21 protein-coding genes, 1 other RNA gene and 1 other annotated feature are annotated in these 26,328 nt (G+C 43.1%); of the genes, 2 read left to right on the top strand and 20 right to left on the bottom strand.

Annotated elements, in window-relative coordinates; translation table 11 throughout:
• Positions 1–108 precede the first annotated feature (108 nt).
• The 14 genes from ACIQXQ_RS14195 to ACIQXQ_RS14130 all read right to left on the bottom strand — a co-directional run bounded on the left by ACIQXQ_RS14195 (position 109) and on the right by ACIQXQ_RS14130 (position 13,875).
• Positions 109–816, bottom strand: coding sequence for an ABC transporter ATP-binding protein (locus tag ACIQXQ_RS14195; RefSeq protein ID WP_402869791.1), 708 nt, complete (start codon positions 814–816; stop codon positions 109–111).
• Entirely contained in the window at positions 816–1,598 is a 783-nt protein-coding gene (locus ACIQXQ_RS14190; RefSeq protein ID WP_402958253.1) for an ABC transporter ATP-binding protein, read from the bottom strand. The genes ACIQXQ_RS14195 and ACIQXQ_RS14190 overlap by 1 nt, the downstream gene beginning before the upstream one ends.
• Positions 1,570–2,535 (bottom strand): branched-chain amino acid ABC transporter permease, encoded by a 966-nt coding sequence (locus tag ACIQXQ_RS14185; protein WP_402958251.1) that lies wholly within the window; start codon positions 2,533–2,535, stop codon positions 1,570–1,572. Before ACIQXQ_RS14185 ends, ACIQXQ_RS14190 begins: the two co-directional genes overlap by 29 nt.
• Before the next feature lie 13 nt (positions 2,536–2,548).
• Positions 2,549–3,427, bottom strand: a complete 879-nt coding sequence (locus ACIQXQ_RS14180; RefSeq protein ID WP_402869797.1) for a branched-chain amino acid ABC transporter permease — start codon at positions 3,425–3,427, stop codon at positions 2,549–2,551.
• 127 nt (positions 3,428–3,554) lie between these two features.
• Positions 3,555–4,742, bottom strand: coding sequence for an ABC transporter substrate-binding protein (locus tag ACIQXQ_RS14175; protein WP_402958249.1), 1,188 nt, complete (start codon positions 4,740–4,742; stop codon positions 3,555–3,557).
• A gap of 512 nt (positions 4,743–5,254) precedes the next feature.
• The gene (locus tag ACIQXQ_RS14170; RefSeq protein WP_402958247.1) at positions 5,255–6,442 is read right to left on the bottom strand and encodes an ABC transporter substrate-binding protein; all 1,188 of its coding nucleotides are present in this window, start codon (positions 6,440–6,442) and stop codon (positions 5,255–5,257) included.
• Between the two features lie 155 nt (positions 6,443–6,597).
• Positions 6,598–7,359, bottom strand: coding sequence for a tRNA threonylcarbamoyladenosine dehydratase (locus ACIQXQ_RS14165; protein ID WP_402958245.1), 762 nt, complete (start codon positions 7,357–7,359; stop codon positions 6,598–6,600).
• A 110-nt stretch (positions 7,360–7,469) separates the two neighbouring features.
• Complete coding sequence (locus ACIQXQ_RS14160) at positions 7,470–8,618, bottom strand: M20 family metallopeptidase (protein WP_402958243.1); 1,149 nt, start codon at positions 8,616–8,618, stop codon at positions 7,470–7,472.
• A gap of 168 nt (positions 8,619–8,786) precedes the next feature.
• Positions 8,787–9,758, bottom strand: a complete 972-nt coding sequence (locus tag ACIQXQ_RS14155) for an NERD domain-containing protein (RefSeq protein ID WP_402958241.1) — start codon at positions 9,756–9,758, stop codon at positions 8,787–8,789.
• A 15-nt stretch (positions 9,759–9,773) separates the two neighbouring features.
• A complete protein-coding gene (locus tag ACIQXQ_RS14150; protein WP_402958239.1) occupies positions 9,774–9,905 on the bottom strand; it encodes a hypothetical protein in 132 nt (43 codons plus the stop codon).
• A 79-nt stretch (positions 9,906–9,984) separates the two neighbouring features.
• Positions 9,985–10,170: non-coding RNA, 6S RNA (gene ssrS, locus ACIQXQ_RS14145), on the bottom strand.
• An 83-nt stretch (positions 10,171–10,253) separates the two neighbouring features.
• A complete protein-coding gene (aspS, locus tag ACIQXQ_RS14140; RefSeq protein WP_402958237.1) occupies positions 10,254–12,026 on the bottom strand; it encodes an aspartate--tRNA ligase in 1,773 nt (590 codons plus the stop codon).
• 12 nt (positions 12,027–12,038) lie between these two features.
• Positions 12,039–13,310: a histidine--tRNA ligase gene (gene hisS, locus ACIQXQ_RS14135; RefSeq protein ID WP_402869810.1), complete on the bottom strand. Its 1,272-nt coding sequence runs from the start codon at positions 13,308–13,310 to the stop codon at positions 12,039–12,041.
• Between the two features lie 74 nt (positions 13,311–13,384).
• Positions 13,385–13,621: a binding site (T-box leader), on the bottom strand.
• An 80-nt stretch (positions 13,622–13,701) separates the two neighbouring features.
• Positions 13,702–13,875, bottom strand: a complete 174-nt coding sequence (locus tag ACIQXQ_RS14130; RefSeq protein WP_402869812.1) for a hypothetical protein — start codon at positions 13,873–13,875, stop codon at positions 13,702–13,704.
• A gap of 128 nt (positions 13,876–14,003) precedes the next feature.
• On the opposite strand from ACIQXQ_RS14130, the gene ACIQXQ_RS14125 reads away from it, so the two are divergent.
• Positions 14,004–15,767 (top strand): N-acetylmuramoyl-L-alanine amidase family protein, encoded by a 1,764-nt coding sequence (locus tag ACIQXQ_RS14125; protein ID WP_402958234.1) that lies wholly within the window; start codon positions 14,004–14,006, stop codon positions 15,765–15,767.
• 86 nt (positions 15,768–15,853) lie between these two features.
• Here the strand turns inward: ACIQXQ_RS14125 and dtd are convergent, their stop codons facing one another.
• The 6 genes from dtd to ACIQXQ_RS14095 form a co-directional block, all read right to left on the bottom strand.
• Positions 15,854–16,297, bottom strand: a complete 444-nt coding sequence (gene dtd / locus ACIQXQ_RS14120) for a D-aminoacyl-tRNA deacylase (protein ID WP_402869815.1) — start codon at positions 16,295–16,297, stop codon at positions 15,854–15,856.
• Positions 16,298–16,311: 14 nt separating this feature from the next.
• Positions 16,312–18,510: a RelA/SpoT family protein gene (locus ACIQXQ_RS14115; protein ID WP_402869817.1), complete on the bottom strand. Its 2,199-nt coding sequence runs from the start codon at positions 18,508–18,510 to the stop codon at positions 16,312–16,314.
• 317 nt (positions 18,511–18,827) lie between these two features.
• Positions 18,828–19,340, bottom strand: a complete 513-nt coding sequence (locus tag ACIQXQ_RS14110) for an adenine phosphoribosyltransferase (protein ID WP_402869819.1) — start codon at positions 19,338–19,340, stop codon at positions 18,828–18,830.
• Positions 19,331–21,706 (bottom strand): single-stranded-DNA-specific exonuclease RecJ, encoded by a 2,376-nt coding sequence (recJ, locus tag ACIQXQ_RS14105; protein ID WP_402958231.1) that lies wholly within the window; start codon positions 21,704–21,706, stop codon positions 19,331–19,333. The genes ACIQXQ_RS14110 and recJ overlap by 10 nt, the downstream gene beginning before the upstream one ends.
• A gap of 121 nt (positions 21,707–21,827) precedes the next feature.
• On the bottom strand, positions 21,828–24,080 hold the full coding sequence (gene secDF / locus ACIQXQ_RS14100; protein ID WP_402958227.1) for a protein translocase subunit SecDF: 2,253 nt from the start codon (positions 24,078–24,080) through the stop codon (positions 21,828–21,830).
• A gap of 195 nt (positions 24,081–24,275) precedes the next feature.
• Positions 24,276–24,581, bottom strand: coding sequence for a post-transcriptional regulator (locus tag ACIQXQ_RS14095; RefSeq protein ID WP_402869825.1), 306 nt, complete (start codon positions 24,579–24,581; stop codon positions 24,276–24,278).
• A gap of 166 nt (positions 24,582–24,747) precedes the next feature.
• Here ACIQXQ_RS14095 and spoVB point away from each other — a divergent pair, with 166 nt between their 5' ends.
• On the top strand, positions 24,748–26,310 hold the full coding sequence (gene spoVB / locus ACIQXQ_RS14090; RefSeq protein WP_402958224.1) for a stage V sporulation protein B: 1,563 nt from the start codon (positions 24,748–24,750) through the stop codon (positions 26,308–26,310).
• Positions 26,311–26,328 lie beyond the last annotated feature (18 nt).

Genomic DNA, 26,328 nt, shown 5'->3' with positions numbered 1-26,328 from the left:
CCCTCTATCTAAATTGTATACTGATAGATATAGATTTACTAATCTTTTCATCTAGTCAATATGAATCATTTCCATTTTTATCAAAAGAAAAAACCGCAATTTGCGGTTTCAGTGTCCTCCTAAATAGGCATTCTTTATTTCTTCACTCGCCGTTAGTTCCTCAGCTTGACCAGAAAGGACGATGCGGCCCGTTTCCACTACATACGCTCGATCTGCAATGGATAATGCAAGATTCGCATTTTGCTCGACAAGCAGAATCGTCGTACCCGTTTTATTGATTTCTTCTATGATGCTGAAAATCTGTTTTACCAGTAACGGAGCAAGTCCCATCGAAGGCTCATCCAATAAGAGCAGACGCGGCTTTGCCATAAGGGCCCGACCCATGGCGAGCATTTGCTGCTCTCCGCCAGAAAGGGTTCCCGATTGTTGCTTAAGTCTCTCAAGCAAGCGTGGAAATAGTTCGTATACCTTTTCCATATCCTTTTTGATCTCTGCCTTGTCTTTTCGTAAATAAGCACCTAGTTGAAGGTTTTCTTCCACCGTCATGTTGGCGAAAACACGGCGTCCTTCCGGGACATGCGAGATTCCCATCTTCACGATCGATTGGGCAGGTTTGCCACCGATTGATTGATTCTCATAAAGAATCTTTCCTTGTTTCGGTTTCAATAAGCCGGAAATCGTCTTGAGCATCGTACTTTTACCTGCTCCGTTCGCCCCAATCAGGGTGACGATTTCACCTTGGTTGATTGTGAGGGAGACACCCCTTAATGCCTGTATGTTCCCGTAATATACGTTAATATCCTCGATTGTTAACATTATGAAACCTCCTCGCCCAGATAGGCCTCGATGACTTTTGGATTGTTACGTATTTCTTCCGGCTTTCCTTGAGCGATCAACTGGCCATGATCGAGCACATAGATACGCTCGCATACACCCATGACAAGAGGCATATCGTGTTCAATCAACAGCACGGTCAAGTCAAATTTCTCACGGATTAGCGCAATCAATTTCATGAGTTCGTGTGTTTCCTGGGGATTCATGCCGGCCGCCGGTTCATCGAGTAAGAGCAGTTTTGGGTTAGCGGCAAGGGCACGGGCAATTTCCAAGCGCCTTTGCTGACCATACGGCAGGTTTTTCGCCTTTTCATCCTTGTATCGATCCAGATTGAAGATCTTCAGGAATTCAATGGCCTTTTCCTCCATTTCCTGTTCCCCTCTAAAATGGGTGGGGAAACGCAAGATGGAACTGACAATGCTATGTTTCGAAAGAGAATGATAGGCTACTTTTACGTTATCAATCACCGAAAGTTCACTGAACAAACGGATATTCTGGAACGTCCGGCTGATTCCTTTTTGCGTGATTTTATAGGGCGGACGTTTCCTTAAGTTTTCCCCGTCTAGGGAAATGGTGCCCTCAGTCGGGACATAAACCCCAGTCAATAGGTTGAAAAATGTCGTTTTCCCAGCTCCATTCGGTCCGATCAAACCGACCAATTCCCCCGGATACAACTCGACGTTAACATCGGATACCGCTTTAAGCCCTCCAAACTGGATGCCGACCGAGTCGACTTTAAGCAGCGGTGTTTTTGTTGTTGCCATGGCTGCTGCCTCCTTTACGATTGAACATGGACGTTATTTCTTTCGTTCCCATCAAGCCTTGTGGACGATAAATCATCATCACAATCAGAACAAGGCTGTAAATGATCATTCTTGTTTCTGGATAGTCTTGCAGGAATGTCGTGACGACCGTAAGAAGGATAGCTGCCAATACGGAACCGGATAAGCTTCCAAGTCCACCGAGTACGACTAGAATTAAGATATCGAATGATTTCAAGAACCCAAAGTTCGACGGTTGGATAATATAGAAGTTGTGGGCATATAACCCTCCAGCGATTCCAGCAAAGAAAGCACCGATTGCAAACGCGACAACTTTATAATAGGTTGTGTTGATCCCCATCGAGTCGGCTGCCGTTTCGTCTTCACGGATCGAGATACAGGCCCTTCCATGTGTCGAACTTGTAAAGTTCCGGATGACAAGGACTGTGATGAGTACGGAACCGAACACCCATGGCCATGTAGTCAAATGCGATACTTGCATTCCGCTTGCCCCGCCTACATAGTCAATATTCAAGAGCACGATCCGGACGATTTCTCCAAATCCCAAGGTCGCGATTGCCAGGTAATCCCCTTTAAGACGCAAGCTTGGAATCCCAATGATCAAACCGGCAAGCGCTGCGACCAACCCACCTATAATCAATGCCAGGGGAAAGGGCATTTGCAACTTCATGGTAACGACAGCTGAAGCGTATGCACCGACGGCCAGAAATCCGGCATGTCCGATTGAAAATTGACCGGTAATCCCGATGATTAAATGTAGGCTCGTTGCCAAAATAATATTGATCCCGATGAACATGAGCGTATTTTGATAAAAAGGATTCAAAGAACCGCCGCCGATCAGTACCTGGACCACGGCGAAAAAGATCAGTGATAGGACGATCGAGAGCCAAAAACCTTTGGCCCGCTTAAAAGTAGTCATAGCTTTGTCTCCCTTATACTTTTTCTTTTTTGTTTTTACCGAACAAGCCTTGTGGCATGAAAATCAAGATAAGAATCAGTACGATAAAGGCTACGGCATCCCGCCATAATGAATAGCCGGCGGCACTGACCAAAGCCTCGATGACTCCAAGCAATAATCCTCCGACCATCGCACCCGGGATAATTCCGATTCCACCAAGCACCGCGGCTACGAATGCCTTCAACCCTGGGAGCACTCCCATCAAAGGCTCGATTTTTATATAATAGATACCGAAAATGACCCCTGCTGCTCCCGCTAATGCGGAACCGATTGCAAATGTTGCTGAAATCGTATTATTGACATTGATCCCCATCAGCTTAGCCGCATCTGCATCGAAAGAAACGGCACGCATCGCCTTCCCGATTTTCGTTCTATGAACAATGATTTGTAGAACGATCATCAATGCGACGGCTACGCCAAAGATCAATACCGACTGGCTGTTTATCGAAGCACCGAATATATTGATTTTATCCGAAGGCAATACATCACTCGGATAAGCTTCCGGCTGTGCACCACGGACATAGATGAATCCATATTCGATCAAAAGCGAAACACCGATGGCGGTTATAAGAGCGGCAATGCGCGTTGCATTGCGCAATGGCTTGTATGCGATCCGTTCAATTAATACGCCAAAGAGTGCACAGACCGTCATTGATATAAGAAGAGCTGGCACGAATGACAGTTCCAAAACCGTTATCGAGTAGAAACCAACGAATGATCCGACCATGAAGACGTCACCATGTGCGAAGTTTATCAGTTTAACAATTCCATACACCATCGTATATCCGAGAGCGATAAGGGCATAAATGCTACCGAGTGAAACTCCATTTATTAGCTGTTGTACCAATTCCATATTCGACTCTCCTTGAAAAATCTAATTTTATAATGCGGCACGTCTATTTTTTCGTGGGTAAAAAATGAGAAGTCGCCAGCACCTTCTAATCGAAGAAGGGCCGGCGAAGGTTAAAACCTTTCCCAGATCATTCAGGATTGATTTTTGTATTGAATACCTGTTTTCCTTCTTTAAACTCAAGGATCGTAGCGGATTTGATTGGATTGTGTTTTTCATCTAATGTAAATGTTCCCGTCACAAGGCTAAGATCTTTTGTTTTTTCCAAAGCATCCTTGATCTTATCCGAATCCGAAGATCCGGCACGTTTAATGGCATCGGCAAGGAAGTAGCCAGTATCGTAGCCTAAAGCGTTAAAAGCATCAGGGGATTTGTCTTTGTATTCAGCCTTGAATGCCGACACAAAGTTCTGGATCTTTTCGTCAGGGTCACCTGAAGAATAATGGTTGGTGATGAATGTATTATTTAGAGCCTTCTCACCAGCAATTTCAACTAGTTTAGGAGAATCCCAACCATCGCCGCCCATGAATGGAACGTCAAGACCTGTTTCACGAGCCTGCTTAACGATCAATCCAGCTTCTTCATAGTAGCCTGGTAGGAAGATGAAATCCGGTTTTGCCGATTTCAGGCGAGTCAGTGTAGAACGGAAATCAGTATCCTTAGCGATATAAGCTTCTTCCGCTACAACTTTTCCACCATTTTTTTCAAATTGTTCCTTAAAGGCTGCCGCTAACCCTTTTGAATAATCGCTTGCACTATCAATATAGATGGCTGCGCTTTTTGCTTTGATTTCGCTAGTGGCGAAATTCGCTGCCACGGTTCCTTGGAAAGGATCGATAAAGCTTGTTCTGAATACATAATCGTTTAATTTATCATCTTTATATGTGATTTCTGGGCTTGTCCCAGAAGGAGAGATGACCGGAACCTTATTATCTTGGGCAATCTGCACCTGTGCGATTGTATTCGTACTCGTTGCGGCACCGACGATCGCTGTCACCTTATCTTGAGAAGTCAGCTTGATGGCACCACTAGTCGCTTCAGCCGCTTCCGATTTATTATCAACTGGTATAAGTTTAATTTTTTTTCCATCAATGCCTTCTTTGTTAATCTCGTCAGTCGCAAGCTTGAGGCCTTCTGAAATCGATTGTCCATAAGAGGCTACTCCCCCTGATAATTCAAGGTTCACACCGATTTTGATCGTGTCTCCCTCTTCACCCTTTTTTGATGTTGAAGCAGAGTCCGATCCGGAACAACCTGCCAATACCCCCGCTGCAAGTGATAGCGAAAGAAATGCACTTGCTAATTTCTTCTTTTTCATAATGAACCCCCTATTTTGTAATCTTTGTTTGTGGCGCATGAATAATTATTCAATACGCTGCCTAAATAGTAGATAAATATAAATATTTACAATTTAATAAATATTTTGAAAATAGTGTACCGCATAATTTTCATCACGTCTAGATGTAAAATCCATGAACATTTTGTCCAATAGTCTATATCTCATAGACCTTTGCAAGCTATTATTATATTGATATATGCCATCATCGTTTTTAACAGAGAAAAATCAAAGAGTTTCGTTATTTCAATGTTATAAATCTATGTTTATCATCAGTCGTTTTTTATTCCGTCATTAGTAACATCCAACCTTATCATTTCCTTAATTTTCTATTCTCGAGTATCCTGATAGGTTTTTACACCTACATCCAGCGCGTATCTTTTATACAGATTTCTATTTCGAAATTGTATAATACTATATAAATATTCATGTATTTCTGCTGGTCATTACAACAAAAAGACCGCCATATGGCGGTCCCTTTGAATCAAGCGAGATCACGGATCAATCTTCGTATTAAAGGTTTGTTTACCATCCACATATTCCAAGATGGTGGCCGATTTAATCGGATCATGATTTTCATCCAAGTTCAAGGTTCCTGATACTAATTCGAAATCCTTTACTTCTTCTAATGCTTTTCTGATATTTTCAGATGTTGGATCTCCGGCTCTTTTAATGGCATCAGCCAAATAGTAACCAGTGTCATAGCCTAATGCAGCAAAAGCATCAGGTGTTTTCTTGTATTCCGCTTTGAATGCTGAAACGAAATCTTGAATCTTAGCATCTTCATCTTCCGGCGAATAGTGATTAGTGATATAGGTGTTCTTCAAAGCTTCCGCTCCGGCAATTTCCACGACTTTTGGTGAATCCCAGCCGTCTCCACCCATGAACGGAAGGTCCATTCCATTTTCCCGAGCTTGCTTCAAGATCAGACCGACTTCTTCATAGTAACCTGGAAGAAATACGAATTCTGGTTTTGCGGACTTGATACGAGTCAATGTCGCACGGAAATCAGTATCTTTTGTCACATAGGCTTCTTCCGAAACGATTTTCCCTCCATTTTTCGTAAAGGCTTCCTTAAAGGCTGCAGCTAGACCTTTTGAGTAATCGCTTGCACTGTCAACATAAATGGCAGCGGTCTTCGCCTTCACTTCATCTGTTGCGAAATTGGCTGCAACGGTTCCTTGGAATGGATCGATGAAGCATGTTCTAAACACATAATCATTCAATTTTCCAGCTTTGTTCGTAATATCGGGATTTGTTGCTGTTGGTGTAAGTAGAGGAATCTTGTTATCCTGTGCGACTTGAACTTGTGCCAACGTGTTTGTACTTGTAGCGGATCCTACAATCGCCACTACTTTATCCTGACTGACAAGTTTAATCGAACCGTTCGTTGCTTCTGCTGCATCCGATTTATTATCCACTTTTTTAATTTCAATTTTCTTACCATTGATTCCTTCTTTATTGATTTCATCGATGGCCAATTGCAAACCATCCATTGCAGACTGACCAAATGAGGCCGTCCCACCTGACAATTCAAGGTTGGCACCAATTTTTATGGTGTCTTCTGAACTGGATGATCCTCCGCCTGAACTACTGGTTTTCGAGTCACCATTGCAACCTGCCAGTGCCCCTGCGATTAATGATAGTGATAGAACCATGCCTGCTAACTTTTTCTTTTTCATTTGAAACCCCCTTTTTCTTTAGAAAACAAAAAGAATATTCTGAAAATAATGTATCTCATTCTAGGTAGTTTGTCTATATTTTTCGGTAAAATAGTAAATATATGTAATTATCAAAACAAAAAACTGACCCTAGATCAGAGTCAGTTTACCGCTTATTAATCGTTAACACGACGAACTTCAATATCTTTTAATAGGTCATTAATGACCCAGCTTGCCGCAATTAAGCCGGCTACAGATGGAACGAACGCATTGGAAGATGGAGGCATTTGAGCTTTACGGATTTTCGCCTCATCATTACCGACCTCTTTCCGGACATCCTCACGTATCACAATTGGGCTTTCATCGGAAAATACAACCGGAATTCCTTTTGTGATGCCTTCTTTACGCAATCTTGTGCGGATGACTTTCGCAAGCGGATCGGTATGTGTTTTGGAAATATCGGCAATCTGGAAGCGGGTTGGATCCATTTTATTTGCGGCACCCATACTTGCGATGATCTTGATATTTCGTTTCAGGCACTCTTTCATGACATGCATTTTGTAGATGACCGTATCGGATGCATCGATGACATAATCGAGATTATAACTGAAGAATTCCTCGAAGGTTTCTTCTGTATAAAACATCTTCAAGGCGATGACTTCACACTCCGGATTAATATCCTGGATGCGCGCTTTCATCAATTCGGCTTTTGGCTGACCCACAGTCGAAAGAAGCGCATGGATCTGTCTGTTTACATTTGTGATGTCCACATCATCTTTATCGACAAGGATAATCCGGCCAACACCTGTACGTGCCAACGCTTCGGCTGAAAAAGAACCGACTCCGCCTACACCAAGGACAGCGACCGTCGTGTTTTTCAACCGGTCCATGCCCTCTTTACCAATCGCTAGTTCATTTCGTGAAAACTGATGCAGCATATATTTTCAACTCCAATAAATTCTGATCTTATTTGTGTTCCCAATTAACAATATATCATAAACATCAGGGATGACAAGCAAATATGACCAGTTTTATCGGAATTGGCAGGCTAGTTCATTCGGGACAATTTTTCGAGCAGGGTGGCTAATAGGAGTGTGCGTTCTAACAGGCTTTCTATCTCTAAATATTCATCTTCGCTATGGGCATGGCCTCCAATCGGTCCGAGTCCATCAATCGTTGCGATCCCTAATTCAGAGGGGAACGACGCATCCGAGCCTCCACCCGTTTCCGTATCGGTGATGGTAATGCCCATTTCCTCACCCGCTTGCCGGATGATTTCCAATAAGACGGTGGTTTTCTCCGTCTTTTCCATGGGCGGCCGGTCCATCTTACCGCTCAGGCTAGTTTTTGTTCCCGCTACAAACGTTTGGGCACAGATATCCTTCATTTGCTTAAAGACGAACTGCGCCTGGTTTCTTTTCGAGATTCGCACATCTATTAAAGCTGATGCATGGGGTGCAACTGTATTGACCGCCACCCCGCCTTCTATGATTCCAACATTTACGCCGATGCCTAGTTGATGATCCGTTAACCGATGCAGGGCGAGAATCTTATGAGCCAATTCTTCAATCGCACTCTGACCTTTTTCCGGTTCAACCCCAGAATGTGCAGATTTCCCTACAACCTCCACCTTGAATTGGCCGCAACCTCTTCTCGCGGTGACAAGTGAACCATCTGCTCTCGCTGGCTCTAACACAAGCGCGAACTTCTTGTCCTTGGCTTTTTCCGAAATGAGCGCGGCAGACGATGGCGACCCTATCTCTTCATCGCTGTTTAGGATGATCTGTATATGTTTATAGCCGGTTTGTCCAGTCAGCTTCATGCAAAAAATCGCATATAGAAGCTCGACCAAGCTTCCCTTCATGTCAATAACACCTGGCCCATATGCACGCGGGCCCACCATTTTGAACGGACGTTTCTTCGCCGTCCCTTCCGAAAAAACGGTATCCATATGCCCAACAATGAGAATATGCGGAGACATTGCTTCACGGTGCTGGATGACTAAATGGTCGCCATATTTCTCCTGTTTAATTACCGTCACTAGAAAATTAAGATCCTCAAATTTCTTTTTTAAAATCGCTCCGATTTCATCAATTCCTTTTTTTGTATAAGAACCGCTATCGATATTCACAAGCTGCTCCAATAATTGGAGCATTTCTTTCCTTTTCGCGTGCAATAAGTCCTTCAAAGCCCTCACTACTTTCTATCCTCGCTAAAGATTTATACTCCTACTCATAATTTACGAACGTACATCACGGAATGTTCCATAAATAGTGCGGGTATCAGTCGGTTTGATGTTTTTACCGGTCAATTTTGCACTTTTATCGGTCTAATGTAACATTTATCGGTCAAAACTCACTCTATATCAGTCAACCTCCCATTCAAGAACATATTCTCGCCCTTTATATGATCCGTAATGATTGACATTCATTCCTGACAGGATACGATTGGCAACCGTTCCTGATTCAATTTGCAAAAACGAACGTACATCTTTATTCGTTATCGTAGGACGGACAAGGAGGGCAAAATCATGCAATGCTTGTAAGTGAGCATTCTTTGAGCTATGCGAACATGAAGGGCATATCCATTTTCCCCGCCCGCGTTTCATGGGAAGAGCCATACATTCCGGACATTGGACACCTCTCAATAATTCCGTTTCAGGGATTTGGTACACGTGTAGGATATTCTGATTGAGCGGAGTGTTTTTTTGAAGAAGAACATTTGAAAGTTTGTTGAGCTTCCTTTGCGTCAACAGATTGGAAGGATACTTATTTTCAAGGGTTCGTATTCTAGCGTTGAGGGTTTCTTTACCAGTAATTTGGTTGAAAATCGTAGTGTGCCCAGGCGTAGTTTTTATAATGGTATTCGGGTTGGCATTGGCAATGAGGGTTTCTATCGGAATCTCCGGGAATTTATGAAGCCTCATCCAATCGGTTAAGCGGGATTTCTGGATATTCACCTGTAGAAGCGGGTCAAGGTAGGCTTGTTCCTGCCCGTCTTTCGTACGGATCAATTGAGGATAAAGTCGATCAAAATAAAGTGAACCGGCAAAGTTTTTCACCTCTATAATGATTATTACGTTTTTGGACAAAAGCAATAGATCTAGTTGAAAAAAACGAGTTGCGTCATGCTGTAATCGCAGATCATGAAAGATGTAAAATTCCCCTGATAGATAGGCCAACTCAGCAACGATGGCTCGTTCTCCCTTATGGCCCGTGCGTATTTTCCGATAATCACTCGTTATAAGGTACTGCTTAGGATGGTGTTCAGGTAGCCTCCTGGTCAACGCTTCTAGTTTGAGCATCTTAATTGGCTTCTTGCATGCTTTTTTAATCAATTCATCACTCTCCTTTCATGCTTTTTTCGACATGTCTGCAGATGAATCCTGCATAAAAGGGTTCTGCATGTCTTTTATCGGTCCGTTTGTGTTTTTATCGGTTAAATCAGCACTTTTATCGGTCAAATGAATACATTTATCGGTCAAAAAGCCTCTTTTATCAGTCAACATCCAAAGCACACAAAAAAACCCATGTTTTCTCAACATGAGTTACTTTGTTATGAGTAAGAGTCCCAATTGTGCCGTTTATGCCTTTGTTTTGAACCCGCTCTCCGCAGGTGGGTGCTCGGTTCCTTGCATTTGTAAGTCCTCTACGAAGGAGGCATTTACGCGGCCTGGAAACTAGTGCTCCCGGTAACTATAAGTGTTCGGTCAAAACTTATAGGTTAAAGAACGAACACATCAGGACTCTTACTTGTTGAAATCATCATAGCATATCGCTTAGCTGTGTTTCAAGAGAAAGCATCTAGGTATAATTTATCATTTTTTACCAATTTACTTACTTTTCTTTGCAGCCAATCTAATGCTTAGTTCTGCTAATTGCTTGTCGCTTACCGGACTTGGAGCATCTACAAGCAAATCGCTGGCGCTAGCTGTTTTTGGGAACGCGATGGTATCGCGAAGGTTTGAACGACCCGCAAGCAACATTACCATACGGTCTAATCCAAGGGCAATTCCGCCATGTGGAGGTGTTCCGTATTCAAAGGCATCCATTAGGAATCCGAATTGTGCTTTTGCTTCTTCTTCAGTGAATCCTAGTACTTTGAACATTTTTTCTTGAACATCACGTTCGAAAATACGTAATGAACCACCGCCAAGCTCGTATCCGTTCAATACAAGGTCATAGGCTTGTGCGCGGACATTGGCTGGATCGGATTCAAGAATATCCAAGTCTTCACGGAATGGCATTGTGAATGGATGGTGGGCTGCGTAGTAGCGGCCTTCGTCTTCATCATATTCAAATAATGGCCAGTCTGTAACCCATAGGAAGTTGAATTTGCTTTCGTCGATCAAGCCTCTTTCTTTACCAAGCTTGTTACGAAGTGCACCAAGTGCATCCGCTACGATTCCTTTTTTATCAGCAACGAATAGGATAAGGTCCCCTATTTCCGCTTCCACTGCTGCTACTAGTTGTTGTTGATCTTCAGCGAAGAATTTAGCGATTGGTCCTTTTACGCCGTCTTCTTCGACTTTCAACCAAGCAAGGCCTTTCGCGCCGTAAATCGCTGCAAATTCTGCCAATGCATCGATATCTTTACGGGAATAGTCTGCATTTCCGTCCTTAACGACGATTGCTTTTACTTGTCCCCCGTTCGCTATAGCTCCTGTAAATACTTTAAAGTCGCTATCTTTCACGATTTCAGATACGTCTTTCAATTCCATTGCAAAACGTGTATCCGGTTTGTCAGAACCAAAACGGCTCATCGCTTCGTTATACGTCATTTGCGGGAATGGAAGGGTAACGTCCATTCCTTTTACGTCTTTCATGACTTTTGCCATCATGTTTTCAGCTGTTTTAATGATATCTTCCTGGCTCATGAAGCTAGTTTCAATATCGATTTGCGTGAATTCAGGCTGTCTGTCAGCACGTAAATCTTCATCACGGAAACAACGGGCAATTTGGTAGTAGCGTTCGAAGCCAGATACCATCAACAGCTGTTTGAAAAGCTGTGGAGACTGTGGCAATGCGTAAAATTCACCATCATGGACACGGCTTGGCACTAAGTAATCACGTGCGCCTTCTGGTGTGCTCTTTGTTAAAATTGGTGTTTCGATATCAAGGAAGCCTTCTCCGTCCAAGAAATCACGGATTGCTTTAGTCGTTTGGTTACGCATTTTCAACGTTTCGAACATCGCTGGACGACGTAAGTCCAAGTAACGATATTTCAAACGGATATCTTCTGAGACTTCCGTTCTTTCATCAATGATGAACGGAGGTGTTTTTGCTTCATTCAAGATTGTTACGCTTTCCGCTTGAACTTCAATCGTACCTGTTGTCACGTTCGGGTTGATGTTCGCCTCATCACGTTTGATGACTGTTCCTTGAATATCAAGTACGTATTCATTACGGATTTTTTCAGCGGTTGCCAAGGCTGCTGCCGAGATATCTGGATTGAAAACGACTTGTACGACCCCGCTTCTGTCACGAAGGTCGATGAAGATGACTCCACCTAGGTCACGACGTTTTTGTACCCATCCTTTTAATGTAACCTTTTCACCAATAGCTGCTTCTGTTACTTCTCCATTGAAGTATGTTCTGCCAAACATGGTATTTCCCCCTTAAGCCTGTAGCTTTTTAAATTGTTCAACGAATGTAGCTAGATCCATTTGGACCTGTTCGCCCGTTTCCATGAACTTTAGACTGATTTTATTGTTTGCCAATTCATCGTCCCCGAGAGTCGCGACGTATTTCGCTTCTAGACGGTCAGCTGATTTAAATTGGGCTTTTACTTTACGGTCCTGGTAGTCTTTTTCGACTTTGAATCCAGCATTACGCAATTGATAGGCAAGTTTAACGTTATAATCCTTAGCCGCTTCACCTAATGAAACAAGATAGCAATCGATGCCTTTTTTAATCGGAAGTTGAACATTTTCGGCTGAAAGTGCAGCAATGAGACGCTCGATGCTAAGTGCAAAACCAATTCCTGGCGTTTCCGGACCGCCAAGCTCTTCGGCAAGACCGTTATAACGTCCTCCACCGCATAGAGTAGTGATGGCTCCAAATCCTTCGGCATCACTCATGATTTCAAAAGCTGTATGATTGTAATAATCCAAGCCGCGAACAAGTGTTGGATCTTCGACAAACTCAATATCCAAATTTGTTAAATGCTGCTTCACTTTTTCGAAATAGATACGTGATTCCTCATTTAAATAATCAATGATGGAAGGTGCCGTTTGCATCAATTCATGATCGTGGTCTTTTTTACAATCAAGAATACGTAGTGGGTTTTTTTCCAGGCGTTGCTGGCAATCACCACAGAACTCGCCGATGCGTGGCTCGAAATGCTGGATTAATGCATTGCGGTGCGCTGTCCGGCTTTCTTTATCCCCTAAGCTATTAATGACCAATTTCAGTTTTTTCAATCCAAGTGCCTTGTACAGGCTCATCGCCAATGAAAGAACCTCTGCATCAATGCCGGGATCCTTACTGCCCAAAGCCTCGATCCCAAATTGAACGAACTGACGGAAACGTCCTGCTTGGGGCCGTTCATACCGGAACATAGGTCCGATATAATAAAGTTTGACCGGTTGATTCGCCCAACCAAACATTTTGTTCTCGATGTATGAACGAACGACTGAAGCTGTTCCTTCAGGACGAAGCGTCAGATTCCTTTCGCCGCGATCCTGGAATGAATACATCTCTTTTTGCACGATGTCGGTCGTATCCCCTACACCCCGCAAAAATAATTCCGTATGTTCAAATATCGGCGTACGGATTTCTTTATACTGATAACGTTGACAAATTTCGCGCGCGGTCTTTTCAATATACTGCCAAATCTCCGTTTGTTCAGGCAGTAAATCCTGTGTACCTCTTGGAATCTGAATCGACATAATTATTTCCTCCTTTAAAGCAAACGCCATTTTATCCCAAACAAAAAACTCCCGCCCCTTGTAACATAATCGTTACAAGGGACGAGAGTTGAATATCCCGTGGTGCCACCCTAGTTGAAACACAATAAATACGTGCCTCCGCTTAAAAGCAGTTAACGCCTGCTTACGTCCATCTCCTACTAGTGAAATCGTTCAGAGTGAAACCTACGGAGGGTTCTTTCATTAAGTCATCATGTGGAATGCTTTCAGCCTCGGCATTTCCTCTCTTGTTCATGTGTTTCTTAATTACTCTTCTCCATCATTGGTTGTTACAGTAATAGTTCTGATATTGTATAATCATACGGACGTTGCCTTCAAATGTCAAGATTCCTTGAGAAATTTGTCGAAACTTTCACTGATTGAGATTCTTTTTCAAGTTTTTGATCGTCCGGACGTTCACTTCGAATTCGGATGCTAATTCAACAAGATTTGCAGTTTGTTCCTTTTGGATGAAATCATGAAAATCGACGCCTAATACTTGATTGCCTCCATTTAATGTCGTTTGGGCCTTCTCGCTGAATTTCATTTGTACCCCTCCATCGTTTAGATATGATTTAGTCTTTCCAAAAATAAATCTTTTTTGCATAATAAAGAGGGAAATTTTTTATTGAACGAGAATAGATACAGATAGACAGAAAAGGGAGAGAGACAGCCATGAAAAGGAAAACAGGATTCATTGCCCTTGCCCTGTTGCTGATGATGACGGCTTTTTTACCGGTACAACACGTACTTGGAGAAAGTGAAGGAGAAATTATCGTGACGTCAAATGTGGTCAATGTCCGTGAAGGTGCGGGCCTTAGTTACCCTATCGTCAAAAGGCTTACAAAGGGCGACAAATATGAAATCGTAAGTGAAAAAGATGATTGGTACGAAATACGGATTGGTACCGGTAGGACAGGCTGGGTGGCCAATTGGCTTGTGGAAAGAAATACGGAGTCGGGTCAAGTCAGGATGAAAACTGGTCAAGGTACCATTACCGGCGATTCCGTCCGTGTCCGTTTTGGTCCAGGCACCACATTCCAAACGGTAAGTACATTATCAAAAGGTACACCAGTGGACATAATGGAAAAGAATGAAAATTGGGTCCAAATTAAAAAAGGTGACATCGAGGGATGGGTCGCAGCTGACTATATTCAGCTTCCTTCTTCTTCAGCAGAGAACAAGGTGAATCAAGATGTTAAGGAAGAATCGGGAAAGAACCTGAAAACCGGTTTCGTCATGGTCGACAACCTTAATGTCCGTTCAGAACCATCCAAAAACAGTGCCTCATTAGGTAAGCTGAATAAGAGTGCTTCGGTCACCGTTTATCAAATCAATAATGAATGGGCTGAAATTAACTTTCAAGGCAAAAAAGGATGGGTCGCTGAATCATACATAGAAATTGGCAAGGATAAAGACGTTACCAAGGAAATCACGGCAGGCACGGCCATAGCAAGAATAACCGCCACAGGTTTAAATGTGCGGAAAAAAGATTCTTTGAATAGCGAAGTCATCGGTTCGGTCAATAAGGATGAGACTTATCCAGTTCTCCAACAAAAAGGACAAATGACACAGCTTCAACTTTCCGACGCAAAAAAAGGATGGGTCGTCAGCTGGTTCCTAGAAATTGAGAATGAGGAACAAACGTCCAAGGAAACGAACCATCCTATCAAAGGTACTAACATCACAACCATACATGACGGCACCATCCTTAGAAGTAAACCGAATACGGGCTCCGACATCGTTGGACAAGTTAATGCGGGTGAAACCTTCCACGTCCTTGGCATGGAGGGAGATTGGTACTCCATTAAGCTTAAGAATGGGGAAACCGCATATGTAGCAGGCTGGATTGTTAAAGTGGAGGGCAACGCCGATCAAGTTAAACGACCAGGTGTTGAAAAATATTTAGAAGATAAAGTCATCATCATTGATCCAGGCCATGGAGGCCGCGATAGCGGGACAATCGGAGTTGGTGGTACTCTTGAAAAGAACTTGACCATCCAGACGGCTGAGTTGCTTCGGGACAAGCTTCAGGCCGCTGGTGCAAAAGTCATCCTAACAAGAAGCTCCAATACGTATGTGGCTCTTCCATCACGTGTCAACATCTCTCATATTCATAATGCCGATGCATTCATCAGCCTCCATTATGATAGCACCATCGATCAGATCACAAGTGGGATAACCACGTATTATTATCACGGCTATCAGCAGGCCTTGGCCTCTTCCATAGCCCATTCACTCGGTTCCACCATGCAGGTGCCTAATCGCGGGTACCGGTTTGGGGATTATCATGTAATCCGTGAAAACAAACGAGTCGCTGCACTGATTGAATTAGGTTACTTAAGTAACCCTGTCGACGAATTGACGATTACAACGAACGAATACCAAGAAACTGTCACCTCTGCCATCTATAATGGTTTGGCAAGGTATTTTAAATGATGAAAAGCCGAGACTCCAATATGTGGGGCCTCGGCTTTTCCCTTTTCTTGAATACAAAAAAGTAAATCCCTGCACAATGCAGGGATTTACTTTTTACTTTCTAATAGCAACGTTACTGGACCATCATTGGTGAGCTGAACATCCATCATGGCACCGAATTCACCTGTTTCGGTATGGACGCCACGTTTGCGTAATTCTTCATTGAATAGATCATATAAAGCTTTCGCCTCATCAGGACGGGCGGCGTCCATGAAGTTCGGGCGACGGCCTTTTCGGCAATCGCCGTATAAGGTGAATTGTGAAACGGAAAGGATCGAACCACCAACATCCAGTAATGAATGATTCATCTTTTCATTTTCATCTTCAAATATTCTAAGATTGACAATTTTCTCAGCCAATTGGACGGCGTCAGCCACGGTATCCCCATGGGTGACTCCGACTAAAAGCACGAGCCCTTTATCAATTTGACCAATTGTTTTGTCTGCCACAACGACCTTGGCAGCTTTGGAACGTTGTAAAACAACACGCATAGTGATAAAACTCCTTAGTTCATAATCCTTCTTACGGAATAGACATCTGGTATTTGTTTTATACGGACGACGACCTTTTGTAAATGGGCAATGTTATGAATGTAAATGGACATATTGATGGTGGCCACTTTATTACGGTCTGACTTACCTGAAACGGCTGAAATATTTGTCTTAGTTTCATTAACCGCTTGCAGGACTTCATTCAATAAGCCTCGTCGATCATATCCGCTGATTTCAATCTCAACAATGTATTCCTTGCGATCGTTTATGCTGCTTTCCCACTCAACAGGGACCAGACGGTGATCCGATTCGCCACTTTCCAAGTTTGGACAGTCTCGTCTATGAACGGAGACTCCACGTCCTTTGGTAATATAGCCGACAATTTCATCGCCTGGGACCGGATTGCAACATCTTGATAAACGTATGAGCAGATTATCAATGCCTGGTACACGAACCCCAGAGTCACGTTTTTTCGATGAGCTAGGGAAGGTTTTGAGATCTGAAACCGCTTCTGTGATGTCCGCTTCTTGCTCGACCATTTTCTGCTTACGCCATTTTTCAGTAAGGCGATTGGCTACTTGAAGGGCTGTAATCCCGTTGTAGCCGACTGCTGCATACATGTCCTCTTCATTAAGGAAATTGAATTTATCCGACACGCGCTTAATGTTTTCGGGAGTCAGGATTTCCTTCAGGTCAAATTCCATTTCCTTGATTTCTTTTTCAACCAGCTCTTTGCCTTTTTCAATGTTTTCTTCGCGGCGCTGCTTTTTGAAGAATTGGCGGATTTTATTTTTCGCCTGGGACGTTTGGGTAAGTTTTAGCCAGTCCTGACTAGGTCCATATGAATGCTTCGAAGTCAGGATTTCAATGATGTCACCTGTTTTCAGCTTATAATCCAGCGGTACCATTTTCCCGTTCACTTTGGCACCTATCGTTTTATTACCGATTTCGGAATGGATACGGTAAGCAAAGTCAATTGGATTAGATCCTGAAGGAAGCTCAATTACATCGCCTTTAGGTGTGAAAATGAACACCATATCGGAGAAAAGATCGATTTTCAGGGACTCCATGAATTCTTCGGCATTTGTAGCGTCATCTTGGAATTCTAGGATTTCCCGGAACCATGTCAATTTTTCCTCTAGGGACGGCTGTTCACCGACATCCTTGCCTTCTTTGTAAGCCCAGTGAGCGGCTACCCCGAACTCGGCAATGCGATGCATTTCCGATGTACGGATCTGCACTTCAAGCGGATCGCCTTTTGGTCCGATTACCGTCGTATGCAACGATTGATACATATTCGGCTTTGGCATTGCAATATAATCCTTGAATCGGCCAGGCATCGGTTTCCAACATGTATGGATGATCCCCAGGACTGCATAGCAATCCTTGATACTGTTAACCACGATTCGTACCGCTAATAAATCATAAATTTCACTGAATTGCTTGTTTTGGAGAGCCATTTTCCGATAGATGCTGTAAATATGTTTCGGTCTGCCGGAAAGGTCGGCATTTATATGGACTTCCGTAACATTCTTACGCACTTCTTCAATAACTTCTTCTAAATACTCTTCGCGCTCCGCACGCTTTTTCTTCATGAGATTGACGATGCGGTAATACTGTTGCGGATTCAAATACCTTAGTGCGGTATCTTCCAGCTCCCATTTAATCGTGCTAATTCCTAGACGGTGTGCAAGCGGTGCAAAGATTTCCAGGGTCTCATTCGAAATCCTTCTCTGCTTTTCCTGTGGAAGATGCTTCAACGTCCGCATGTTGTGCAATCTATCGGCTAGCTTGATTAAAATGACCCGAATATCTTGAGCCATTGCAACAAACATTTTCCGATGATTTTCCGCTTGTTGTTCTTGCTGTGATTTATATTTGATCTTCCCTAATTTGGTTACGCCATCGACGAGCATGGCTACTTCAGGACTGAAATTTTCTTCGATATCCTTTAGCGTGATCTCCGTGTCTTCAACAACATCATGTAAAAAACCTGCGGCAATAGTTGCAGGATCCATTTCTAGGTCCACCAGTATACCAGCGACTTGAATCGGATGAATAATATACGGCTCCCCCGATTTACGGAATTGTTCTCGGTGAGCATGCTCTGCATATTTAAACGCTCTATGAATAAATTCAGCTTCTTCCGGCTGAAGATATAAGCTGGCCCGTTCTACAACCTGCTCGGCAGTCAATATTTGATCATTAGCCATTTAATCACCTTAACCCCACTTTAACTGCCACCGGATACTTTTCCGTCCGGATTGAGTATGATTGGTAACACTTTCCTTCTTTCAACAAAAACCTACATTATTTGCTAAAAAAATAAATCCGCCTAAACGGATACATGTGCAAATTGATTTAGTAGAAGAAAAACTCTTTATTATTACTATTATCGAAAAAAAATGCAAGGATGTAAAGGGTTAAACGTGTATTTTCTTTAGAATGCTTCTTTTTTTCATTGGAAATTCGACAAAATCACTGAAAATGATAAAAAAAAGAAGGCACTCTGGTCAGAGCGCCCTTGTTTTTAGAATGTCATTAATGTTAAAACATCATAACCTTCTAATTTATCTTTTCCATCTAGGTCTGTTAATTCAATCAGGAATGCAATTCCCGCTACAATTCCACCAAGTTCTTCTACTAATTTAATCGTCGCTTCGATTGTACCGCCAGTAGCAAGTAAATCGTCGGTGATTAGAATGCGTTGGCCCGGTTTAATAGCATCTTTATGGATTGTCAATACATCCGTTCCATATTCTAAACCATATTCGACTTTGATTGTTTCCCGTGGAAGCTTACCTTCTTTTCGTACTGGTGCAAATCCCACTTCCAAAGAGTATGCGACTGGGCAGCCGATAATGAATCCGCGCGCTTCAGGTCCAACAACTAAATCAATCTTCTTATCGCGGGCGTACTCCACGATTTGATCTGTTGCGTATTTATAAGCGGCACCATTATCCATTAATGTTGTAATATCTTTGAAGATAACACCCGGTTTCGGCCAGTCTTGCACAATCGTTACAAATTGCTTTAAATCCATTGCTTTGTTTCCTCCTCAAGGTCTATTGCCTCATGAATCAATATATGATTGAACCAATCGAATAATTGCTGATAGGAAGAATAAACTAGCTCTTGCTCGAGCTCAAATTGTTCTTTCTTTCTTATAAACGAAACAGATTCACTGAAATCGCGTTTTTTCGGGTTGGTCGTGAGCATAATTAATCCATTGTCTATTGTAACAAAATCAAGCTCAAAAAACACCTTAGAAATAAAATCCACTGTATCTCTTGACCAGCCGCGGTATTTGGCAAGGTCATCGCCATACCTTTTTATATCGAGCGGGCCCTTTTTGGAAAGAAATGCATAAAACCATTTGAAGTGGTCACGCGTCGGTAGCGTACTCAAAAAATGATCCTGCACATGAGAAAAATGAGCATAGATTCGTGCTGGTTTTTTATTTTCAACCACCTGTTTCAACAGGTTTCTCAGCGGTGGCATGTCCATGAATACGACATGGCCTTCATGACATTCCAGTTCCAAGGCATCCTTTTCGTCCTCTATATGGACAAGGTCAGGATGTTGTTGTAGAAATGGATAGGCTTTAAGAGTTTCCTCAGAGAAGATAACGATCTTCCGGTTATGTGCCGGAATGTCCGCCAGCCATTTATCAGCTTGTCCCTTGCCTCGATAGTCGAAAAGTTGCCAATGATTGACTTCTATATCTTGCACAAAGATTTGCGGCTTTTTGATGTTATTCCATTCATTGATGGAAAGTTCACCGATAACGGAAACCTTTGCGTGTGGGGCAATCTCTTCCATATAATGTCCAAGGCCGAACCCTACCCCATCCAGTTTATGATTCTCGCTATCCTCAAGCTGAACCTTCAAGTGGTTGTGGTTCGTGCCAATTTTGCGGACGCTCGCAAGCTGAACGGAATCTATTAAAATCTTCGGCTTAGGGTTCGTCACACCGAAGGGAGCAAGCAAACTCATTTCCTGGATCGTTTGAATGGAGGCTTCAGCCAATGTCGTCGCCCCATCCAGATTGGTAATCGGTGTGAAGTCCTCTTCGTTAAGTTGTTCGTTCGCAATCTTATTCATACGGTCCCGAAGCTCTTGAACGTCTTCGATTTTCAATGTCATCCCTGCAGCCATAGGATGGCCACCGAAATGAGGCAATAGTTCCCGACAGGTTGAAAGGCTTGCGAAAAGGTCGAAGCCGGAAATGCTCCGGGCCGATCCCTTTGCAAGTCCTTTTTCCTGGTCAAAACTTAATACGATGGTTGGTCGGTAAAAACGTTCAACGAGCTTAGAGGCTACAATCCCGACAACCCCCGCATTCCACCCTTCCCTTCCAATGATAAGGACACCATTGGTCTCAGGCGGATAGTTTTCCTCCACTTCCCGAATGGCTTCTTCAGCCATCGATGCAACCATCGTTTGCCGCTCTTTGTTAATATCGTTGATTTCCACAGCAAGCTCGGTCGCTTCTTCCAAATTATCCGACATCAGTAAATCGACGGCCGGATCGGCATCTCCAAGGCGGCCAACGGCATTGATTCGAGGCGCCATCCCAAATCCGATTGATTCTTCACTCAATGCCTCCTGCTGGATATTCGCCACTTTCATCAAGGCTACGAGCCCTGGTCGTTTGGTCAACCGCAGCTGTTCGATTCCTTTCGCAGCAATCAGACGGTTCTCCCCTTGTAAAGGGACCAAATCGGCAATGGTACCGATTGCCGCGATTTCCAGCAGATCCTCGGGCATTTCGCCAAGTAAAGCATGGGCCAGTTTGAACGCAACCCCCACTCCTGCAAGGTCTTTAAAAGGATAGGCGCTATCTTCAAGCTTTGGATGGATGATGGCCAGTGCTTCAGGCAGGATAGGACCTGGTTCATGGTGGTCGGTCAAAATATAATCCATGCCTAGCTCAGCTGCCAGCTTCGCTTCTTCCACAGCAGAGATTCCCGTATCGACGGTTATTAACACCTTAACGCCTTGATCTGCAGCCAGGCGGAAAGCCATTGGATTCGGTCCATATCCTTCCGTAAACCTGTTGGGAATGTAAAAATCGACATCAGCACCTAATTTAGTCAATGTCGTCATCATGACCGTCGTGGACGTTACACCATCCGCATCATAGTCCCCGAAAATCCTGATTTTCTCTTTATTTTGTATCGCTTCTCTTATTCTATATACCGCTTTATCCATATCTTTCATTAAAAACGGATCATGGAAAGTTTGATTTTTTACAAATAGAAATGAACGGGCACTTTCAATGGTATCTAGGCCCCTATTCACTAGTAATGTCGCAACCAAAGGTGTGATATGAAGCTCTTCGGCTAGTATAGCTACTTTATTTTCATCGACGGATTTTACGTTCCATCGAGTTTTTGGCTTTAACATGCATTCACCCCTTAACCTACTTATTATACAAAATCACAAGTTTGGTTTCAATTTTATATTATAGACTTTCTTGTTCAGAAAAAAAAGAAGGCCGGCAATTATGCCAGCCCCCTCTTAGTTATTAAACTTGACCTTCCATACTCTGTTTCTTTTCTTTTGCTGTATTCAATGGTCCTTTTTTCTTCAATTCTTTGATTTTTAAATCGAGCCAGAATTGAGAAGCAATCAATAGGGACGAGTAAACGCCACATAATAAACCGATAAATAAAGCAATCGAGAAGTTTCGAATAGCTTCACTTCCGAATATCGCTAACGCCACAACTGTCACAAGAACGGTCAAGACCGTATTGATCGATCTCGTCAACGTTTGTCTTATACTGATATTGGCAATATTCTCAAGCTCTTCGACCGTTTTGACCTTACGGCTAAATCGTAAGTTCTCACGGATACGGTCAAAAGTAACGATTGTATCATTGATGGAATAACCCACAATCGTCAAGACTGCTGCGATGAATGTGATATCCACTTCAAGGCGAAGCAAGCTGAATATCGTGATGATGAAGAATGCATCATGTATTAGGGCTACAACAGCCGGTAAAGCCATCCGCCATTCAAAGCGTACGGATACATAAAGGATGATGCCAAGTGATGCGATCAATAAAGCAATCATCGCATTTTTAGCAAGTTCTTTTCCGACTGTAGGAGAAACGGTGCTGACATTAGGTTCGGCACCATAATCCTTATTGAAGTGGTCCTTCAATTCAGCGATTTCCTGTTTATCAAGGACACCGACCGTACGAACGACAGCATTTTTATCATCTGTACCGGCAAGCCTGATATCCTTCGCTTCAATATCGAACTTGTCCATCTCCGTCTTAATCTGTTCAGTCGTAAGTGCCTCTTTCGAAGCGATTTCAATACGGGTACCACTGGTAAAGTCAATGCCCAGATTCAATCTGAATACGAACAAGAAAATGATCCCGATGAGCGTAACACCGATTGAAATGCTATAAAAGACTTTCCGATGTTTTACGAAGTCGATTTTATCAAAGCGAGTTGGCAATGACATTAAATCGATTTTCTCGGATAGATTGTGAATGTATTTTTTCTTCACTCCAAACCAAGATTTCCGTTTGTCCAGGAACCCACTTTTCACCCATAAGCTCATGAAAAGACGCGTACCATATACGGCGGTGACAAAACTCATTAAGATGGAAATGATCAACGTTGTGGCAAATCCTTTAACCGAGCTTGTCCCATAGAAGAATAGTACGGCTGCGGCCAACAATGTCGTCAAGTTAGCATCCATGATTGTGCCAAGTGAATTTTTCGTACCTTCTGTGTATGCTGCCTTCACAGATCGTCCAAGTTTTAACTCATCCCTGATTCGCTCATAGGTGATGATATTGGCATCGACTGCCATCCCAACACCGAGTACAAGAGCCGCTATACCAGGTAACGTAAGAACCGCATTCATCCAATCAAAGACTAATAGCGTTAAGAAAATGTAAATGCTCAATGTGACGATCGCAATGAAGCCTGGGAAGCGATAATACACAAGCATGAAGATAAAAATAAGTGCAATTCCGATGATGCCGGCAAAAATAGTATCATTCAAAGCCCCTTCACCAAATTGGGCCCCAACGGAAGTGGAGTACACTTCTTTTAAGTCAACGGGCAGGGCACCTGCGTTCAATAACCCAGCAAGCTCTTTTGCCTCTTCTACTGTAAATTGACCCGTTATGAATACTTTATTTGTACTGAAGACTTCACTGACAGCTGGTGCTGAAATCATATTGTCCTGTGAATCTACTTTTTTAATGGAATCTTTTCCTTCTTCAAAATCCAACCAGATAGCCAGTACATTCGTCGGGCTCTCCATGGAAGAAATCTTTTCAGTGATCTCTTTAAACTTGTTTGCATCTTTCAATGTGACTTCAACGACAGGTTTATTATCTTGGAACGTTTGCTTTGCGCCGCCTTCTTTCAGGTCAGCCCCTGTCATCATTTCCTTATCATTGTAGTCACGGAAGGATAGTTTTGCCTGAGTCGAAAGAATTTCCCTGGCATTATTTTGATCTTGGATACCCGCTAGCTGAACACGGATCCGATCATTTCCTTCAATTTGAATGATAGGTTCGTTGACCCCCAATACATTGACACGCCGATCGAGCGCGCTCGCTGTACTGCTCAAAACATCCTGGGTGATTTTTTCACCGGCAAGCGGTTTTACTTCATATAACACTTCAAAACCGCCTTGAAGATCAAGACCAAGCTTGATGTTCCCAAGGATTCCTTTTGAAGTCGTTCCCATCGCTGCGGCAATCAAAAGAACAATTAGAAAAAACGCAACGATTCTGCTTCTTTTTACCATTATGTAGTAGGCCCCTTTCTTTATTACGCCTGTTCTTGGAGTATAAATAACTGTTTATTTTTTCATGAATGATCTTGTTTGCTCTTTAGTTTGAGAAAAAAGGCACAGTTCTTTATGCTTTTTTCCAAAAAAAAGCATAACCATATCTATTATGATTCATTTACAAACGGCTGTCAATTTAAGTATATATCTCTTTTATTCTTTCAAAAGCTCTTTTAACTCTTCTTCAGAAAGGGGGGCGAATAGATTGGGTGATTTAAAAGCTTGGACCATTTGGAACGACATGAACTGATTGCTTGAAAACGTAACGATGTCAGCGACCAATTCGTGAAGATGGACGCTTTCCTGCGGTCGTTTCCATTTCATGTCTGTCAATGTACTCCAAAGGTCCTCCTCGGTAACAGCTTCTAATCCAATCATTTCGAACTCCTCGCATTTGCTTTTCAGGAATGGTCGTACCTTTAAATAATACCGCTGATACGGATGATTTTTTTTCTTCATCACTTTGCCTCCATTAAAATGATTCTCAATTGGATGCGTACATTTCTTAGAAGAGACTCAATCATTTGAGAGAACACAAACACTTTTGTCATGCTTTGTCCAAGTACAAGCATATAGATAATTGTATAGTATAACCGCTTTTTTGAGAAGGCAGGGAGGGAGTTCAATGTCTAAATTTTTGAAAGGGACGCTGATTTTATTAATAGCAAGCCTGATTACAAAGGTTCTTGGATTCATCAACCGCATCGTCATCGCCCGTTTCATCGGCGAAGAAGGCGTTGGTTTATATATGATGGCACTGCCGACATTATTTCTTGTTATCAATATGACTCAATTGGGTCTGCCGATTGCCATATCCAAATATGTAGCCGAAGCGAACGCCAGGGGCGATGAACGGAAAATCAAGAAAATTCTCGTTGTTTCTTTGGCATGCACATTTGGTTTATCGATGATTTTCACCCCGGCCATGCTCCTGTTGGCACCCGTTCTTTCTGAACACTTGTTCACGGACGGACGAACGGTTTGGCCACTTATGGCGATTGCCCCTATCGTTCCGATCATCGCCATTTCATCTGTCCTGCGCGGATATTTCCAAGGTAAGCAAAATATGAAACCATTTGCGTTCTCACAAGTGATTGAGCAGGTGGCCCGGATTACCTTCATCGCGGTGCTGACAAAAGCCTTTTTACCGTATGGAATTGAATATGCCGCAGCCGGTGCCATGTTTGCCTCAATAATTGGTGAACTCGTTTCTCTTGCATACCTTTTAACAAGCTTTAAATTCAAGAAGCATTTCAGATTCAGAAAGGGTTTCTTTCAAAATGTTAAATCAGGAAAAGGGACGTTTACCGAACTAATGGGAATTGCCCTTCCTTCGACAGGCAGTCGCATGATCGGTTCCATTTCCTGGTTCCTGGAACCAATCGTCGTTGCTCAGAGCTTAGCCCTGGCAGGTGTGACGGCTGCAGCGGCCACAAGTCAATACGGGGAGCTAACAGGATATGCCTTGCCCCTTCTCATGCTTCCCTCCTTTGTCACGGCTTCACTGGCTACAGCCCTCGTTCCTGCTGTTAGTGAAGCACGGACGACAGGAAATTATCTGCTAGTGGAACATAGGCTTCAGCAAGCACTGAAAATTACCTTCATTACCGGCTGTCTAGCCGTCGTCACTCTCTTCATCTTCGCTGAACCAATCTTACAGGTGATGTATGGCTCTTCTCATGCAGCCGTATTCATTAAGTTCCTGGCACCTTTTTTTATCCTTTTCTATTTTCAATATCCACTTCAGTCCATGCTTCAGGCACTCGACCTTGCAAAAGCTGCCATGTTTAACAGTCTGGCAGGAAACATACTCAAGATCGGCGTAATCTGGATGCTGGCTTCAAAGGAGAATTTCGGCATCATGGGGGCCGCAATCGGAATAGCGGTAGGGACCATGCTCGTTACGTTCCTCCACTTTTCCACCGTTATAAAAGTCGTTCCATTCACGCTCCATTTCCGGAGCTACATCCTTTCTTTGATCATTGCTTTGATTTCTGGCTTTGGGGGTTATTATGTCTACGAATTCCCTCTCGCCTCTCTGCCATTGGGATCGCGCTTATTGCTCTCCGTTTCAGTATTGTTGGTGCTCTTCACCTTTTTCATGTTAGGGACGGGCAGCATAAAGAAAGCGGATTTGCTTCGTATTCCTTTCGTCGGTGGTTTCTTGGCAAAGTTTGCTTGGAAATAGAAATAACCAAGTTCCCTT

The organism is Peribacillus sp. NPDC097198 (assembly GCF_044762055.1).
In the GTDB taxonomy this organism is placed as follows: domain Bacteria; phylum Bacillota; class Bacilli; order Bacillales; family DSM-1321; genus Peribacillus.
Note: the sequence above shows the minus strand (reverse complement) of the source record. Positions and strands in the feature narration are given on the sequence as shown.

Coding starts and splice junctions, on each gene's coding strand:
- ACIQXQ_RS14195 (WP_402869791.1), bottom strand. CDS start 816: ATGTTAACAATCGAGGATATTAACGTATATTACGGGAACATACAGGCA.
- ACIQXQ_RS14190 (WP_402958253.1), bottom strand. CDS start 1,598: ATGGCAACAACAAAAACACCGCTGCTTAAAGTCGACTCGGTCGGCATC.
- ACIQXQ_RS14185 (WP_402958251.1), bottom strand. CDS start 2,535: ATGACTACTTTTAAGCGGGCCAAAGGTTTTTGGCTCTCGATCGTCCTA.
- ACIQXQ_RS14180 (WP_402869797.1), bottom strand. CDS start 3,427: ATGGAATTGGTACAACAGCTAATAAATGGAGTTTCACTCGGTAGCATT.
- ACIQXQ_RS14175 (WP_402958249.1), bottom strand. CDS start 4,742: ATGAAAAAGAAGAAATTAGCAAGTGCATTTCTTTCGCTATCACTTGCA.
- ACIQXQ_RS14170 (WP_402958247.1), bottom strand. CDS start 6,442: ATGAAAAAGAAAAAGTTAGCAGGCATGGTTCTATCACTATCATTAATC.
- ACIQXQ_RS14165 (WP_402958245.1), bottom strand. CDS start 7,359: ATGCTGCATCAGTTTTCACGAAATGAACTAGCGATTGGTAAAGAGGGC.
- aspS (WP_402958237.1), bottom strand. CDS start 12,026: ATGTTTGGCAGAACATACTTCAATGGAGAAGTAACAGAAGCAGCTATT.
- hisS (WP_402869810.1), bottom strand. CDS start 13,310: ATGTCGATTCAGATTCCAAGAGGTACACAGGATTTACTGCCTGAACAA.
- ACIQXQ_RS14130 (WP_402869812.1), bottom strand. CDS start 13,875: ATGAAATTCAGCGAGAAGGCCCAAACGACATTAAATGGAGGCAATCAA.
- ACIQXQ_RS14125 (WP_402958234.1), top strand. CDS start 14,004: ATGAAAAGGAAAACAGGATTCATTGCCCTTGCCCTGTTGCTGATGATG.
- dtd (WP_402869815.1), bottom strand. CDS start 16,297: ATGCGTGTTGTTTTACAACGTTCCAAAGCTGCCAAGGTCGTTGTGGCA.
- ACIQXQ_RS14115 (WP_402869817.1), bottom strand. CDS start 18,510: ATGGCTAATGATCAAATATTGACTGCCGAGCAGGTTGTAGAACGGGCC.
- ACIQXQ_RS14110 (WP_402869819.1), bottom strand. CDS start 19,340: ATGGATTTAAAGCAATTTGTAACGATTGTGCAAGACTGGCCGAAACCG.
- recJ (WP_402958231.1), bottom strand. CDS start 21,706: ATGTTAAAGCCAAAAACTCGATGGAACGTAAAATCCGTCGATGAAAAT.
- secDF (WP_402958227.1), bottom strand. CDS start 24,080: ATGGTAAAAAGAAGCAGAATCGTTGCGTTTTTTCTAATTGTTCTTTTG.
- ACIQXQ_RS14095 (WP_402869825.1), bottom strand. CDS start 24,581: ATGAAGAAAAAAAATCATCCGTATCAGCGGTATTATTTAAAGGTACGA.
- spoVB (WP_402958224.1), top strand. CDS start 24,748: ATGTCTAAATTTTTGAAAGGGACGCTGATTTTATTAATAGCAAGCCTG.